Below are 15,800 nucleotides of genomic sequence, written 5' to 3'. Positions count from 1 at the left end.
CAAGATCATAGAGTGATCATTGTTAGTTATCTGTAGCTGGCTCTGGAGAAGCGGCGGATCGCAAGGTCCTGCCGCCTCTTCGTCTGGCAACTAACAATTTTTTTACAGGCCAGTAGCTCAATTGGTAGAGCAGCGGTCTCCAAAACCGCAGGTTGGGGGTTCGAGTCCCTCCTGGCCTGCCATTATATAAGGCACCTTTGCAAAGAGGTGCTCAGTGGCAGGAATGAACGCAAAGGCTGAAGTCGAAAGTTCAGGGATGGATACAGTAAAGCTGTTGCTGGCAGTGATTCTGCTGGTGGGCGGCATCGTGCTGTTCTATTTTCTAGATGGATACTCTGCCCTGGTAAGGGTTATTGGTCTGTTGGCGGTGACTGGCGCGGCGGTGTTTATCGCGCTGCAGTCGGTCGCGGGTCGTCGTGTCTGGGATTTTGCCAGGGCATCGCGAACCGAGGTAAGGAAGGTTGTCTGGCCGAGCCGGCAGGAGACCATCCAGACGACGCTAATCGTGTTCGCCATGGTGTTATTGATCGGTATCGTACTCTGGGTGTTCGATATGGTATTGATGGCGATCGTTCAGGCTGTAACCGGATAGGAGAATACTATGGCATTGCGGTGGTATGTGGTTCACGCCTACTCCGGTTTTGAGGCGCAGGTAAAGCGCTCCCTTGAGGAGCGCATCAAGCGTTTCGGCATGGAGTCGAATTTCGGCCAGATACTCGTTCCCACCGAAGAGGTGGTCGAGATGCGCAGCGGGCAGCAGCGGCGCAGTGAGCGCAAGTTTTTCCCGGGCTATGTGCTGGTGCAGATGGAGATGACCGACGAAACCTGGCACCTGGTCAAGGATGCTCCCAAGGTGATGGGCTTTATCGGCGGTACCGCCGATCGACCCGCGCCGATCACCGAGCGTGAGGCCGATGCCATTCTGCAGCGGGTTCAGGAGGGTGTGGAGAAGCCGCGTCCCAAGGTGCTGTTCGAGCCGGGTGAGGTGGTGCGCGTTGTGGATGGACCCTTTAACGACTTTAACGGTGTGGTTGAGGATGTCGACTATGAGAAGAGTCGCCTCAAGGTCTCCGTGCTGATTTTTGGGCGCTCCACCCCGGTCGACCTCGAGTTCGGCCAAGTGGAGAAAAGCTGAGCGGGTCCCTGTCTGCCGGCCGCTAGCGGGGCCGGCGTACCCGCTCACCTATGTATCCGGGGAGCCGAAAGGCGTTTGCACCCGACCAGGAGTAAGAAATGGCAAAGAAAATTCAAGCTTATATCAAGCTGCAGGTTAAGGCCGGTTCGGCCAATCCCAGTCCACCGGTCGGTCCTGCCCTGGGTCAGCACGGTGTGAATATCATGGAGTTCTGCAAGGCCTTCAACGCCAAGACCGAGAGTCTTGAGAAGGGATTGCCGATTCCCGTGGTGATTACTGTCTACGCCGACCGTAGTTTTACCTTCATCACCAAGACCCCTCCGGCAGCGGTACTGCTGCAGAAGGCCGCCGGCGTCGCCAAGGGCTCGGGTACACCCAACACCGTCAAGGTGGGCAAGGTGACCCGCGAGCAGTTGGAAGAGATCGCCGGCGTGAAGATGCCCGATATTACCGCTGCCGATATGGATGCGGCGGTTCGGACCATCGCCGGTACCGCCCGTTCCATGGGCCTTGATGTAGAGGGGGTATAAGCCATGGCCAAGTTGAGCAAGCGCGCCCGCGCCATCCAAGAGAAGGTCGAGGCAGGCAAGCAGTATGGGATTCTGGATGCGGTCGCACTGTTGAAGGAGATCTCCACCGTGAAGTTTGGCGAGGCGGTTGATGTCTCCGTCAATCTGGGCGTGGATCCGCGCAAATCGGATCAGAACGTGCGTGGCTCCACCGTGCTGCCGAATGGTACCGGCAAGGTGGTGCGGGTGGCCGTATTCGCCCAGGGCGCGAACGCCGAAGCCGCCAAAGAGGCGGGTGCCGATGTGGTCGGTTTCGATGATCTCGCGGCCGATGTGAAGGCCGGCAAGATGGATTTTGATGTGGTCATCGCCACCCCCGACGCCATGCGCGTGGTCGGTCAGCTGGGACAGATTCTCGGTCCGCGTGGCCTGATGCCGAATCCCAAGGTGGGAACCGTGACCCCGAACGTGGTCGAAGCGGTGCAGAACGCCAAGGCCGGTCAGGTGCGCTATCGTACCGACAAGGGCGGCATTATTCACTGCACCATCGGTAAGGTCAGCTTTGAGCCGGCCGCGGTGAAGCAGAATCTTGAGGCGCTGCTGGCCGATCTGAAAAAGATCAAGCCCAGTGCCGCCAAGGGTGTGTACATGAAGAAGGTTACTGTCTCCTCGACCATGGGTCCGGGGCTGCAGGTGGACCTCTCTTCGCTGGATATCTGATTGTTGCGGTCAGGGGGTGTGTACCTCCTGTCGCCAAGGAACTTTGGGGCGCCGGCCGACAGGCCGGATGCCGTCAAAGACCGCAGGCGCCTGATGGGCTTAATCATTGCCTGCGCAGACGGTGCTCCTGATTCGGTTTTCTGAATTCTGATGATGGTGCACGTTGTAGTGGAGTGCCCGAACCCGTAAGGGAGAGGGTCTGATAGTTAAAATGACGTTGTCATTTTGTTAGGAGGTGACGAGTGCCACTCAATCTTGAGCAAAAGAAAGCTGTCGTCGCCGAAGTCGCTGAAGTAGCAAGTGCTGCCTATTCCGCGATTGCCGCCGAGTATCGGGGTCTGACCGTGGGCGAGATGACTGAGTTGCGTGCCAAGGCGCGTGAAGCAGGGGTCTATGTCCGTGTGATCAAGAACTCGCTGGCTCGTCGTGCGGTCGAGAATACGGATTTTGAATGTATGAAAGAGGAGTTGACGGGTCCGCTTGTCATCGCTTTTTCACAGGAAGATCCAGGTGCTGCTGCGCGCGTGATCAAAGACTTTGCCAAAGATCACAGCAAGCTGGTTGTGAAAGTGGTTTCAATCGGGGGCAAGCTGCTTGCCGTTTCCGATCTTGAGGCGCTTTCCAAAATGCCTACTTACGAGCAGGCTGTCAGTATGCTTATGGCTGTCATGAAGGCACCGGTGGAAAAACTTGCGCGTACCATTAATGAGGTACCGGGTAAGTTGGTCCGCACCGTGGCTGCGATCCGTGATGCGAAAGAGGCTGCGTAATAGCTTTAATCCCTTAATCTACACCCATTAAACCTACACAGGTTGTAAGTGTTAACCCATTATCAGGAGTTTTACAATGGCCGTTTCTAAAGAAGATATCCTGGAGACTATCGCCGGTATGACCGTTATGGAAGTTGTCGAACTGATCTCCGCCATGGAAGAGAAGTTTGGCGTTTCCGCCGCGGCTGCCGTTGCCGCCGCTCCGGCCGCCGCTGGTGGCGAAGCCGCCGCTGTTGAAGAGCAGACCGAGTTTGACGTTGTCATGACCTCGTTCGGCGCCAACAAGGTTTCCGTCATCAAGGCCGTGCGTGGTCTGACCGGCCTCGGTCTGAAGGAAGCGAAAGACGCTGTGGAAGGCGTTCCCACCACGGTCAAGGAAGGTGTTTCCAAGGACGAGGCTGAGAGCGTGAAGAAAGAGCTGGAAGAGGCGGGTGCTGCAGTTGAGATCAAATAATTCTTGATTTCATATAGTTGCACACGCTCGTGAGGTTGGGGCTGGTGGCGTTTTCGTCACCGGCCTTTTCCCGCTTCTAGACTTACTTTCCAAGCGTTACCGCGGTTGCTTTTGGAAAGCAGGTTTTAGAGACAGTCAAGCGGCACTGTTTCTGTTCAGGATGTTACAGATGGTTCGTTGGCATATACCTGATGCGGGCGTTGGGTAGGAATACAGCTACAGGGAAGTGTTCCGGCAGGGAATGAGCTGGAAGCAAAATATTAAGAGTATCTTTTCGAAGATCCACGGGATCTCAAGAAATCGAGGGACGGCAACATGGCCTATTCTTTCACAGAGAAAAAGCGTATTCGTAAGGATTTCGGCAAGCGTCCGAGTATCCTGGAAGTACCTTTTCTTTTGGCGACACAGATCGATTCATATCGCAAGTTTCTCCAGGAGGGTGTCGCAGTAGCAGACCGCGCGGATGTGGGACTGCATGCCGCCTTTAAATCGGTTTTCCCCATTGAGAGTTATTCCGGTAACGCGGTTCTGGAGTACGTCAGCTATCGTCTGGGTACCCCGGTCTTCGATGTACGGGAGTGCCAGTTGCGCGGCGCCACCTATGCCGCGCCGTTGCGCGTGCTGGTGCGCCTGGTGATCTACGATAAGGATGCCCCGGCCAAGTCCAAGGTGGTCAAGGATATCCGGGAGCAGGAAGTCTACATGGGCGAAATGCCCCTGATGACCGATAACGGCACGTTCGTGATCAACGGCACCGAACGGGTAATTGTCTCCCAGCTGCACCGCTCGCCGGGCGTGTTCTTCGATCACGACAAGGGCAAGACCCACAGCTCCGGCAAGCTGCTGTTTTCCGCCCGGGTGATCCCCTACCGCGGTTCCTGGCTGGACTTCGAGTTCGACCCCAAGGACAACGTCTTTGTGCGTATCGACCGTCGCCGCAAACTGCCCGCGACCGTGTTGCTGCGGGCGCTTGACTTCAATACCGAGCAGATGCTGGCCATGTTCTTCGAGACCGACAAGGTCGCGCTCAGCAAGAAGTCGGCGAAACTGACCCTGGTGCCGGAGCGCTTGCGCGGCGAGACCGCCACTTTCGATATCAAGGTCGGCAAGAGTGTCATCGTCGAGGCGGGCCGCCGGGTTACCGCGCGGCATATCCGTGAACTGGAAAAGGCCGAGGTCAAGTCCCTCGATGTGCCGTTTGACTTCCTCTACGGCAAGACCATTGCCCATGACGTGATCGATCAGGATACCGGTGAGCTGCTCGCATCGGCCAATGACGAGCTGACAGCCGAGCTGCTCGAGAGCCTGATAGAGAACGGCATCAAGAAGATTGAAACCCTGTTCACCAACGATCTTGATCAGGGGCCCTACCTGTCCACCACGCTGCGCATCGATAGCACTGCCAATGCCCTGGAGGCACAGGTGGAGATCTATCGCATGATGCGCCCCGGTGAGCCACCTACCAAGGAGGCAGCCGAGAAGCTGTTCAACAGCTTGTTCTTCAGTGCCGATCGGTACGACCTGTCCGCCGTCGGACGGATGAAGTTCAACAAGCGTCTGGGCCGCGACGAGGTGACCGGTGAAGGGGTGCTGTCCAATGAAGATATTGTCGATGTGCTCAGGGAGCTGATCAATATCCGTAACGGCCACGGCATCGTCGATGATATCGACCACCTGGGCAATCGCCGCATCCGTTCGGTGGGCGAGATGGCGGAGAATCAGTTCCGCGTCGGCCTGGTACGGGTCGAGCGTGCCGTGCGCGAGCGTCTGACCCTGGCGGAGTCCGAAGGGCTGATGCCGCAGGAGATGATCAACGCCAAGCCCGTTTCCGCGGCGATCAAGGAGTTCTTCGGTTCCAGCCAGCTGTCTCAGTTCATGGACCAGAACAACCCGCTCTCGGAAGTGACGCACAAGCGGCGTGTTTCCGCGCTTGGCCCGGGTGGTCTGGCGCGTGAACGTGCCGGCTTCGAGGTGCGCGACGTGCATCCGACCCACTACGGCCGCGTCTGTCCCATCGAGACCCCTGAGGGTCCGAATATCGGACTGATCAACTCGCTGGCGGTGTATGCCCGTACCAACGATTACGGTTTCCTCGAAACCCCTTACCGGGTGGTAAAGGATGGCCTGGTAACCGATGAGATCGACTACCTCTCGGCGATTGAAGAGGGTCGCTACGTCATCGCCCAGGCGAGTGCCGCGGTGGATGACAAGGGGTATCTGTTTGAAGAGCTGATTCCCTGCCGGTTTCAGAACGAGACCATGCTCACCGGTCCGGAAAAGATCCAGTATATGGATGTCTCGCCCAAGCAGATCGTCTCGGTTGCGGCGTCGATGATTCCGTTCCTGGAGCATGATGATGCCAACCGCGCGCTGATGGGTTCCAATATGCAGCGTCAGGCGGTGCCGACACTGCGTGCCGAAAAGCCACTGGTTGGCACCGGCATGGAGCGTGCCGTAGCGGTCGACTCCGGTGTGACGGTGGTGGCGAAGCGTGGCGGTTCGGTGGATGCGGTCGATGCCGCGCGTATCGTAGTGCGGGTCAATGACGATGAGACGGTCGCCGGTGAGGCGGGCGTGGATATCTACAACCTGACTAAATACACCCGCTCTAACCAGAATACCTGTATCAACCAGCGTCCTCTGGTCAAACCCGGTGACATCATCACCCGGGGCGATGTGATGGCCGATGGTCCCTCCACGGATCTGGGTGAGCTGGCGCTGGGGCAGAATATGCGCGTCGCCTTCATGCCCTGGAACGGTTACAACTTCGAGGACTCCATCCTGGTCTCCGAGAAGGTTGTTCAGGAGGATCGCTTCACCACGATCCACATCGAAGAGCTGACCTGCATGGCCCGGGACACCAAGCTGGGTTCCGAGGAGATCACCGGCGATATCCCCAATGTCGGTGAGGCCGCGCTGGCCAAGCTGGACGAGTCCGGCATCGTCTATGTCGGTGCCGAGGTGAAGGAGGGCGACATCCTGGTGGGCAAGGTGACCCCCAAGGGCGAGACCCAGCTGACCCCGGAAGAGAAGCTGCTGCGCGCCATTTTTGGCGAGAAGGCGGCGGATGTGAAGGACACCTCGCTGCGCGTCTCCTCCGGCCGGGTCGGTACGGTCATCGATGTGCAGGTGTTCACCCGTGACGGGGTCGAGAAGGACGCCCGCGCCCTGCAGATTGAGAATGCCGAACTGGAACGGGTCAAGAAGGACCTGGACGACCAGCTGCGGATCATGGAAGAGGATACCTTCCAGCGGGTCGAGAAGATGCTGCTGGGCAAGGTGGCCGACGGCGGGCCCAATCAGCTGAAGGCCGGCGCCAAAATCACCAAGGGCTACCTGGCCGAACTGGATCAGGATCGCTGGCTGGAGATCCGTCTGCACAATGAAGAGGCGGCGGCCCAGTTGGAGGCCATTGCCGAGCAGGTGAAGCAGCAGCGCGAGGAGTTCCGCGAGAAGTTCGAGGAGAAGAAGCGCAAGCTGACCACCAGTGACGACCTGGCACCAGGTGTGCTGAAGATGGTGAAGGTCTATGTGGCGGTGAAGCGGCGCATCCAGCCGGGTGACAAGATGGCCGGGCGGCACGGTAACAAGGGTGTCATCTCGATGATCCAGCCGGTCGAGGATATGCCGTTCGACGAGAACGGCCAGCCGGTGGATATCGTGCTGAATCCGCTCGGCGTGCCGTCGCGTATGAACGTCGGACAGATCCTGGAGACCCACCTGGGCTGGGCCGCCAAGGGCGTCGGTGAGAAGATCGGCAAGATGCTGGAGGCGAAGTCCAAGATCGCCGAGCTGCGCAAGTATCTCGATAAGGTCTACAACGCCAGCGGCAAGCAGGAGGATCTGGACAGCTTCAGCGATGACGAGATTGTCGAGTTGGCCAGTAACCTCAAGCGTGGCGTGCCGATGGCGACGCCGGTGTTCGACGGTGCCACCGAGGAGGAGATCCGGGCGCTGCTGAAGCTGGCCGATCTGCCGGAGAGCGGGCAGACGACGCTGTTTGACGGCAGGACCGGCGAGGCCTTCGATCGTCAGGTGACGGTCGGCTACATGTATGTGCTGAAGCTGAACCACCTGGTGGATGACAAGATGCATGCCCGTTCAACCGGCCCCTACAGTCTGGTCACCCAGCAGCCGCTGGGTGGTAAGGCGCAGTTCGGCGGGCAGCGCTTCGGTGAGATGGAGGTCTGGGCGCTGGAAGCCTATGGCGCCGCTTACACGCTGCAGGAGATGCTTACCGTGAAGTCCGATGATGTGACCGGCCGTACGCGGATGTACAAGAACATCGTTGATGGTAACCACCAGATGGAGGCCGGCATGCCGGAGTCCTTCAACGTGCTGGTGAAAGAGATACGCTCACTGGGCATCAATATTGAATTGGAGCGGGAATAGGGTCCGGCAAGCGTTGTGACGTAGCGAATACCGAGACGAATACCGGAACCCGACAGCAGGAGATACGATCTTGAAAGATCTATTAAAAATTCTGAAGCAGCAAGGGCAGACTGAGGATTTTGACGCCATCAAAATCGGTCTGGCTTCACCCGACATGATCCGATCATGGTCCTACGGCGAAGTTAAAAAGCCTGAGACCATCAACTACCGGACCTTCAAGCCCGAGCGCGAAGGGCTGTTCTGCGCCAAGATCTTTGGCCCGACCAGCGACTACGAGTGCCTGTGCGGCAAGTACAAGCGCCTCAAGCATCGCGGCGTGGTGTGTGAGAAGTGCGGCGTGGAAGTGACCCTGGCCAAGGTGCGGCGTGAGCGCATGGGCCACATTGAGCTGGCCAGCCCGGTAGCGCATATCTGGTTCCTGAAATCGCTGCCCTCGCGTATCGGCCTGCTGCTGGATATGACCCTGCGGGATATCGAGCGGGTGCTCTATTTCGAGTCCTTCGTGGTGGTCGATCCGGGCATGACGCCGCTGGAGCGCGGTCAGCTGCTGAACGACGACCAGTACCTGGAATCCATTGAAGAGAACGGTGACGAGTTCGACGCCCGCATGGGTGCCGAGGCGGTCTATGAACTGCTCACCTCGCTGAATCTGCCCAAGGAGATCGAGACGCTCCGTGAGGAGATCCAGGGGACCAATTCGGAAACCAAGCTGAAAAAACTGAGCAAGCGCCTCAAGCTGATCGAGTCGCTGCATGGCTCCGGCAACCGTCCCGAGTGGATGGTGATGACCGTGCTGCCGGTACTGCCGCCGGAGCTGCGGCCACTGGTGCCGCTGGATGGCGGCCGTTTCGCCACCTCCGACCTGAACGACCTGTATCGCCGGGTGATCAACCGCAACAACCGCCTGAAGCGGCTGCTGGATCTGAATGCACCGGACATTATCGTGCGCAACGAAAAGCGCATGTTGCAGGAGTCGGTCGATGCGCTGCTGGACAACGGCCGGCGCGGGCGTGCCATTACCGGTACCAACAAGCGTCAGCTGAAATCCCTGGCGGATATGATCAAGGGCAAGCAGGGGCGCTTCCGTCAAAATCTGCTGGGCAAGCGGGTCGACTATTCCGGTCGTTCGGTGATCGTGGTGGGGCCGACCCTGAAGCTGCACCAGTGCGGTCTGCCGAAAAAGATGGCGCTGGAGCTGTTCAAGCCGTTCATCTTCTCCAAACTGCAACTGCGCGGCCTGGCCACCACCATCAAGGCGGCCAAGAAACTGGTTGAGCGCGGCACCGGCGAGGTGTGGGATATCCTCGAAGAGGTGATCCGCGAGCATCCGGTGATGCTGAACCGTGCGCCGACCCTGCATCGCCTGGGTATCCAGGCGTTTGAGCCGGTGCTGGTGGAAGGCAAGGCGATCCAGCTGCATCCGCTGGTCTGTACCGCCTTCAACGCCGACTTCGACGGCGACCAGATGGCCGTGCACGTGCCGCTCTCCATCGAGGCACAGCTGGAAGCGCGCAGCCTGATGATGTCGACCAACAATATCCTCTCACCGGCCAACGGCGAGCCGATCATCGTGCCGTCCCAGGACGTGGTGCTGGGTCTCTATTTCATGACCCGTGAGCGCATCAACGCCAAGGGCGAGGGCATGGTGTTCTCCGATCTGGCCGAGGTGCACCGCGCCTATGAAGGGCGCATGGTGGACCTGCAGGCCAAGGTCAAGGTGCGTCTGAGCGAAAAAGTGGCGGATGAGAACGGCCAGGAGCAGACGGTGCGCCGGCTGGTGGATACCACCGTCGGTCGGGCGCTGCTGTCGGAGATTCTGCCCAAGGGGCTGCCGTTTGAACTGATCAACAATGCCATGGGCAAGCGGGCCATCTCCAATCTGGTCGACGCCTGCTATCGCCGGGTCGGCCTCAAGGAGACCGTGATCTTCGCCGACCAGGTGATGTACATGGGCTTCCGTTTCGCCACCCGTGCCGGCGTCTCCATCGGTATGAACGATATGACCATCCCCAAGGAGAAGGGACCGATCCTGGCCGCCGCGGAGCGCGAGGTGAAGGAGATCCAGAATCAGTACGCCTCCGGTCTGGTGACCAACGGCGAGCGCTACAACAAGGTGGTGGATATCTGGTCGCATACCAATGACCAGATAGCCAAGGCGATGATGTCCCACCTGGGCAAGGAGACGGTGGTGGATCGCGAGGGCAAGGAGGTCCAGCAGGACTCCTTCAACTCGATCTACATGATGGCCGACTCGGGGGCGCGTGGTTCGGCGGCGCAGATCCGGCAGCTGGCCGGTATGCGTGGCCTGATGGCCAAGCCGGACGGCTCGATCATCGAGACGCCGATTACCGCCAACTTCCGCGAAGGTCTGGACGTACTGCAGTACTTCATCTCCACCCACGGTGCCCGTAAGGGTCTTGCCGATACCGCGCTGAAAACGGCCAACTCCGGATACCTGACGCGTCGCCTGGTCGATGTGGCCCAGGATATGGTGGTCCTTGAGCCGGACTGCGGTACCGAAGATGGGCTGGACATGCATCCCATCATTGAGGGTGGTGATGTGGTCGAGCCGCTGCGTGAGCGGATTCTCGGTCGGGTTCTGGCCGAGCCTGTGTTTACGCCCGGCAGTGATGAAATGGTGTTCGATCGCGGAACCTTGCTTACCGAGGCCTCGGTGGAGCGGCTTGAGAAGCTGGGTGTGGACCATGTGCGGGTTCGCTCGGCCATCACCTGTCAATCTAAGGTCGGTGTCTGTGCCATGTGCTATGGTCGCGACCTGGCGCGTGGCCACAAGGTCAATATGGGTGAGGCGGTCGGTGTGATTGCGGCGCAGTCCATCGGTGAGCCGGGTACCCAGCTGACCATGCGTACCTTCCATATCGGTGGTGCCGCGTCGCGTGCGGCGGCGGTCAACAGTATCGAGGTGAAGACCGCCGGTACCGTGCGACTGCACAACATCAAGACGGTGCAGCATCACAGCGGCACCCTGGTGGCGGTCTCCCGTTCCGGTGAGCTGACCGTGGTCGACGAGGTGGGTCGAGAGCGTGAGCGCTACAAGGTACCGTACGGTGCCAATATTCGCGCTGCCGACGGCGAACAGGTTGCCGGTGGTCAGATGGTGGCGAACTGGGATCCCCATACCCACCCGGTGATCACCGAGGTGGCCGGTACGGTGCAGTTTGTGGAATTCGCCGACGGCGTCAGTGTGCAGAAGCAGGTTGATGATGTCACCGGCCTCTCCTCGCTGGCGATTATCGAGCCCAAGCAGCGTCCCACCGCCGGCAAGGACATGCGGCCGATGGTCAAGTTGGTGGATGACGAGGGCAATGATCTGAATATTGCCGGAACCGACATCCCCGCCCACTACTACCTGCCTTCCGGGGCAGTGGTCATCGTGACCGATGGCGGTCGGGTGCAGATCGGTGACACCCTGGCGCGTATCCCTCAGGAGTCGTCCAAGACGCGTGATATCACCGGTGGTCTGCCGCGGGTGGCCGACCTGTTCGAGGCACGCAAGCCGAAGGATCAGGCGATCCTGGCGGAGGCGACCGGTACCGTCGGCTTCGGCAAGGACACCAAGGGCAAGCAGCGGCTGATCATTACCGATGCGGATGGCGAGCAGCACGAGGATCTTATTCCCAAGTGGCGCCATGTCAATGTGTTCGAGGGTGAGCATGTGGCCAAGGGCGAGGTGGTCTCCGATGGTGAATTCAACCCGCACGATATCCTGCGCCTGAAAGGGGTTACCGCGCTGGCGGACTACCTGGTGAAGGAGATTCAGGATGTATACCGGCTGCAGGGCGTGAAGATCAACGATAAGCATATCGAGGTGATCATCCGCCAGATGCTGCGCAAGGTGGAGATCACCGCGGCGGGTGACACGCGCTTCCTGCGTGGTGAGCAGGCGGAAAAGGCCCGGGTACTGGAAGACAACGAGCGGGCCGAGGCGGACGGAAAGTACCCGGCGCTCTGGACCCCGATATTGCTGGGTATCACCAAGGCTTCGCTGGCTACCGAGTCGTTTATTTCGGCGGCCTCGTTCCAGGAGACCACCCGCGTGCTCACGGAAGCGGCGGTGCGCGGTTCCAGCGACTCGCTCGTGGGTCTGAAGGAGAATGTCATTGTCGGCCGGTTGATTCCGGCGGGTACCGGTCTCTCCTATCACAACGATCGCCACAAGCGCCGCGGTGAGGAGCTGGGTGCCGAGTCGGTGGAAGCCAAGGTGGAGATGGATGCGGATGAAGTCGCCGAGGCTATCAAGCAGGCGCTGAATACCGCGGACAGCGAGTAATCGCCGAACCCAGAGGGGCGTCGTGTTGCCCCTCTGTTATTTATATGCTAAGGGTTCGCGCAAGAATAATCCCGTAGTACCGAGGGCGTTCCTGGGCCCCGCTGGCAAGGCACGCTTTGCAGGCAATGGCTGTTCCCTTGGCAAAAAGCGTAACGCCGCCAGCGGGATCCAGGGGCGGCCGAATACCGGAACTTATTTTTGCGCGAGCCCTAACTTGGGCGGCCACTTTATCCAACAACAGGGTGGCCATGGTAGTGTTGACACCTCCTTGCCAGACGCGTAGAATGCGCGCTCTTCACTTGGGCTGAAGTACTCTTCTGGCCCGGGGTTCAGGATAATTCCCAGGCGCTATCCGCCTCGGGAACAAGGTTTAAGCCTGTGGTTGACGCGCTCCGGTCAGATGACTGGATGGGTGCCGACCGCGCGCTTTTCTGGTGCGATAGAGGGTGCCTAAGACACCTCTCTGGAGACGGGATTTAATGGCTACAATCAATCAGTTGGTGCGCAAGCCACGCATGCGCAAAGTAGAAAAAAGTAATGTGCCTGCGCTGGAGGCGTGCCCGCAAAAGCGTGGCGTCTGCACGCGTGTCTATACGACCACGCCGAAGAAACCGAACTCCGCATTGCGTAAGGTTGCGCGTGTGCGTCTGACCAACGGTTTCGAGGTGAGTACCTATATCGGCGGTGAGGGGCACAACCTTCAGGAGCACTCGGTGGTGCTGATTCGCGGTGGTCGTGTAAAGGACCTGCCCGGTGTGCGCTATCACGTGGTGCGCGGTAGCCTGGATACCTCCGGCGTGGACAAGCGTCGCCAGGGGCGTTCGAAATATGGTGCCAAGCGGCCTAAGAGCTGATTGGGTTCACTAACAGGACTGAGTTAATAAGTCATGCCAAGAAGACGAGTTGCAGCAAAACGCGAAATCCTGCCTGATCCAAAGTTCGGAAGTCAGCTGCTCGCGAAGTTCATCAACATGATTATGGTTGATGGTAAGAAATCGGTAGCCGAAAAAATCATCTATGACGCCCTGGATCGCGTGAGTGAGCGCACCAGCGGCGCGCCGATGGATGTTCTTGAGAAAGCGCTCGAGAACGTACGTCCGATGGTAGAGGTCAAGTCCCGCCGTGTAGGTGGTGCGACCTACCAGGTGCCGATTGAGGTGCGGGCGAGTCGTCGCAATACGCTGGCCATGCGCTGGTTGATCGATGCCTCACGCAAGCGCAGCGAGAAGTCGATGGCGCACCGTCTGGCGGGCGAACTGTCGGATGCCTCCGAGCAGCGTGGTTCCGCGGTCAAGAAGCGTGAGGATACGCATCGCATGGCCGAAGCCAACAAGGCGTTCTCGCATTACCGCTGGTAAGAAACGCGTTTAAACCCGTTTTACCTTTTTTGCTCTTTTACATTGTTGATCGGATTGAGTCGTGGCGCGAAGCACACCTATTGATAGGTATCGGAATGTTGGGATTATGGCGCATATTGATGCGGGTAAGACCACCACAACCGAGCGCATTCTGTACTACACCGGGGTCTCTCACAAGATCGGTGAAGTGCACGATGGTGCGGCGACTATGGATTGGATGGAGCAGGAGCAGGAGCGTGGTATCACCATTACCTCCGCTGCAACAACCTGTTTCTGGAAAGGGATGGATCAACAATTTCCGGAGCATCGTATCAATATCATTGATACGCCGGGACACGTCGATTTCACCATCGAGGTTGAGCGCTCGTTGCGTGTCCTGGATGGTGCCTGTGCGGTGTTCTGTGCGGTGGGTGGTGTTGAACCGCAGTCCGAGACGGTGTGGCGGCAGGCTGACAAGTACGGCGTCCCGCGCATCGCCTTCGTAAACAAGATGGACCGTATGGGGGCCGACTTCCTGCGTGTGGTGGAGCAGGTGCGTGCCCGGCTCGGCGCCAATCCGGTGCCCCTGCAGCTTCCCGTCGGTGCGGAAGAGGCCTTTCAGGGGGTGGTTGACCTGATCAAAATGAAGGCGATCTACTGGGATGAGGCATCCCGTGGCATGACCTTCGAGGAAAAGGAGATTCCCGCCGAGCTTCAGGAGCTGGCCGCCGAGTGGCGCGAAAAGCTGGTTGAAGCGGCCGCTGAAGCGGATGATGCACTGATGGAAAAGTACCTGGATAGCGGTGCGCTTTCCGTCGCAGAGATCAAGTCCGGATTGCGTATCAGAACGCTCTCCAGTGAGATAACGCCGATGATGTGCGGCTCCGCCTTTAAAAACAAAGGCGTGCAAGCCCTGCTCGATGCCGTTATCGAATACATGCCGGCCCCGGTTGATGTGCCGGCAATCAAGGGTGTGCTGGATGATGAGGAGAGCGTGGCCGAGCGCCCGTCCAGCGATGACGCGCCCTTTGCCGCCCTGGCGTTTAAGATAGCAACCGATCCTTTTGTCGGTAATCTGACGTTCTTCCGCGTCTATTCCGGTGTCCTCAAGTCAGGCGACAGTGTTTTTAATCCGGTCAAGGGAAAGAAGGATCGGGTCGGCCGGATACTGCAGATGCACTCCAACTCGCGTGAAGAGATCAAGGAGGTGCACGCAGGCGATATCGCGGCGGCGGTCGGTCTCAAGGATGTCACCACCGGTGATACGCTGTGTGCGCTCGATGCGCATATCACGCTGGAGCGGATGGATTTTCCGGAGCCGGTGATCGCCGTGGCGGTCGAACCCAGAACCAAGGCCGACCAGGAGAAGATGTCGGTTGCGCTGTCTAAGTTGGCGCATGAAGATCCCTCGTTTCGGGTAACGACGGATCCGGAGTCTGGACAGACCATTATCGCCGGCATGGGCGAACTGCATCTGGAGATTATCGTCGACCGGATGCGCCGGGAGTTCAGCGTTGAGGCCAACGTCGGTGCCCCCCAGGTCGCCTACCGCGAGACCATTCGCTCGGTCGTGGAGCAGGAAGGCAAGTTCGTCAGGCAGTCGGGCGGACGCGGTCAGTACGGCCATGTGTACCTGCGGATCGAACCCGCGGAGTCCGGTAGCGGCTATGAATTCGTCAACGGCATTGTGGGCGGTGTGGTGCCCCGGGAGTACATCCCCGCCGTTGACAAGGGTGTCCAGGAACAGATGAAGAATGGTGTTCTGGCTGGGTACCCGATGGTGGATGTCAAGGTCACCCTGTTTGACGGGTCGTACCATGATGTGGACTCCAGCGAGATGGCATTCAAGATCGCTGGGTCGATGTGCTTTAGAGAAGGGGCGGGAAATGCCAGGCCGGTGCTCCTTGAGCCGATCATGAAAATCGAAATCATAACGCCCGAGGATTACATGGGTGATGTGATGGGTGACCTGAACAGGCGGCGTGGTGTTGTTCAGGGTATGGATGATTGTCCGGCGGGTCGGCAAATCAAGGCGGAGGTTCCGCTGTCCGAGATGTTTGGATATGCGACGGATCTTCGCTCGGCCACGCAGGGTCGTGCAACGTACAGCATGGAATTTGCTAAATACAGTGAAGTCCCGGCGAATATCGCTGAGGCTGTGAAGAAACAGTAATCTGGAAGGGGTAGAACCG

At 58.9% G+C, this 15,800-nt stretch carries 11 protein-coding genes and 1 tRNA gene; all 12 read left to right on the top strand.

All coding sequences use genetic code 11. From position 1 onward, the window contains the following. The first annotated feature begins 106 nt into the window (after positions 1–106). Positions 107–182: transfer RNA gene (locus NPX02_RS20140), tRNA-Trp, on the top strand. 41 nt (positions 183–223) lie between these two features. Beyond that, positions 224–592, top strand: coding sequence for a preprotein translocase subunit SecE (secE, locus tag NPX02_RS20135; RefSeq protein ID WP_260295835.1), 369 nt, complete (start codon positions 224–226; stop codon positions 590–592). 9 nt (positions 593–601) lie between these two features. Next, positions 602–1,135 carry a transcription termination/antitermination protein NusG gene (gene nusG, locus NPX02_RS20130; RefSeq protein ID WP_260295834.1) on the top strand — a complete coding sequence of 178 codons (534 nt, stop codon included), beginning with the start codon at positions 602–604 and terminating at the stop codon, positions 1,133–1,135. 98 nt (positions 1,136–1,233) lie between these two features. Next, the gene (gene rplK, locus NPX02_RS20125; RefSeq protein ID WP_260295832.1) at positions 1,234–1,665 is read left to right on the top strand and encodes a 50S ribosomal protein L11; all 432 of its coding nucleotides are present in this window, start codon (positions 1,234–1,236) and stop codon (positions 1,663–1,665) included. Positions 1,666–1,668: 3 nt separating this feature from the next. Continuing rightward, positions 1,669–2,364, top strand: a complete 696-nt coding sequence (rplA, locus tag NPX02_RS20120; protein WP_260295830.1) for a 50S ribosomal protein L1 — start codon at positions 1,669–1,671, stop codon at positions 2,362–2,364. Positions 2,365–2,606: 242 nt separating this feature from the next. Then, positions 2,607–3,134, top strand: a complete 528-nt coding sequence (gene rplJ, locus NPX02_RS20115) for a 50S ribosomal protein L10 (protein WP_260295829.1) — start codon at positions 2,607–2,609, stop codon at positions 3,132–3,134. A 76-nt stretch (positions 3,135–3,210) separates the two neighbouring features. Further along, the gene (rplL, locus tag NPX02_RS20110) at positions 3,211–3,588 is read left to right on the top strand and encodes a 50S ribosomal protein L7/L12 (protein WP_260295828.1); all 378 of its coding nucleotides are present in this window, start codon (positions 3,211–3,213) and stop codon (positions 3,586–3,588) included. A 315-nt stretch (positions 3,589–3,903) separates the two neighbouring features. Beyond that, positions 3,904–7,980 carry a DNA-directed RNA polymerase subunit beta gene (gene rpoB, locus NPX02_RS20105; protein ID WP_260295827.1) on the top strand — a complete coding sequence of 1,359 codons (4,077 nt, stop codon included), beginning with the start codon at positions 3,904–3,906 and terminating at the stop codon, positions 7,978–7,980. A 70-nt stretch (positions 7,981–8,050) separates the two neighbouring features. Beyond that, complete coding sequence (rpoC, locus tag NPX02_RS20100; protein WP_260295826.1) at positions 8,051–12,271, top strand: DNA-directed RNA polymerase subunit beta'; 4,221 nt, start codon at positions 8,051–8,053, stop codon at positions 12,269–12,271. A 479-nt stretch (positions 12,272–12,750) separates the two neighbouring features. Continuing rightward, positions 12,751–13,125: a 30S ribosomal protein S12 gene (rpsL, locus tag NPX02_RS20095; RefSeq protein ID WP_144360289.1), complete on the top strand. Its 375-nt coding sequence runs from the start codon at positions 12,751–12,753 to the stop codon at positions 13,123–13,125. A gap of 33 nt (positions 13,126–13,158) precedes the next feature. After that, complete coding sequence (gene rpsG, locus NPX02_RS20090) at positions 13,159–13,629, top strand: 30S ribosomal protein S7 (RefSeq protein WP_260295825.1); 471 nt, start codon at positions 13,159–13,161, stop codon at positions 13,627–13,629. 61 nt (positions 13,630–13,690) lie between these two features. After that, complete coding sequence (gene fusA / locus NPX02_RS20085; protein WP_260295824.1) at positions 13,691–15,781, top strand: elongation factor G; 2,091 nt, start codon at positions 13,691–13,693, stop codon at positions 15,779–15,781. Positions 15,782–15,800: the final 19 nt, after the last annotated feature.

It is taken from the genome of Sedimenticola hydrogenitrophicus (assembly GCF_025175675.1).
Lineage (GTDB): Bacteria > Pseudomonadota > Gammaproteobacteria > Chromatiales > Chromatiaceae > Sedimenticola > Sedimenticola hydrogenitrophicus.
This window is presented reverse-complemented; position numbering and strand designations above follow the sequence as displayed.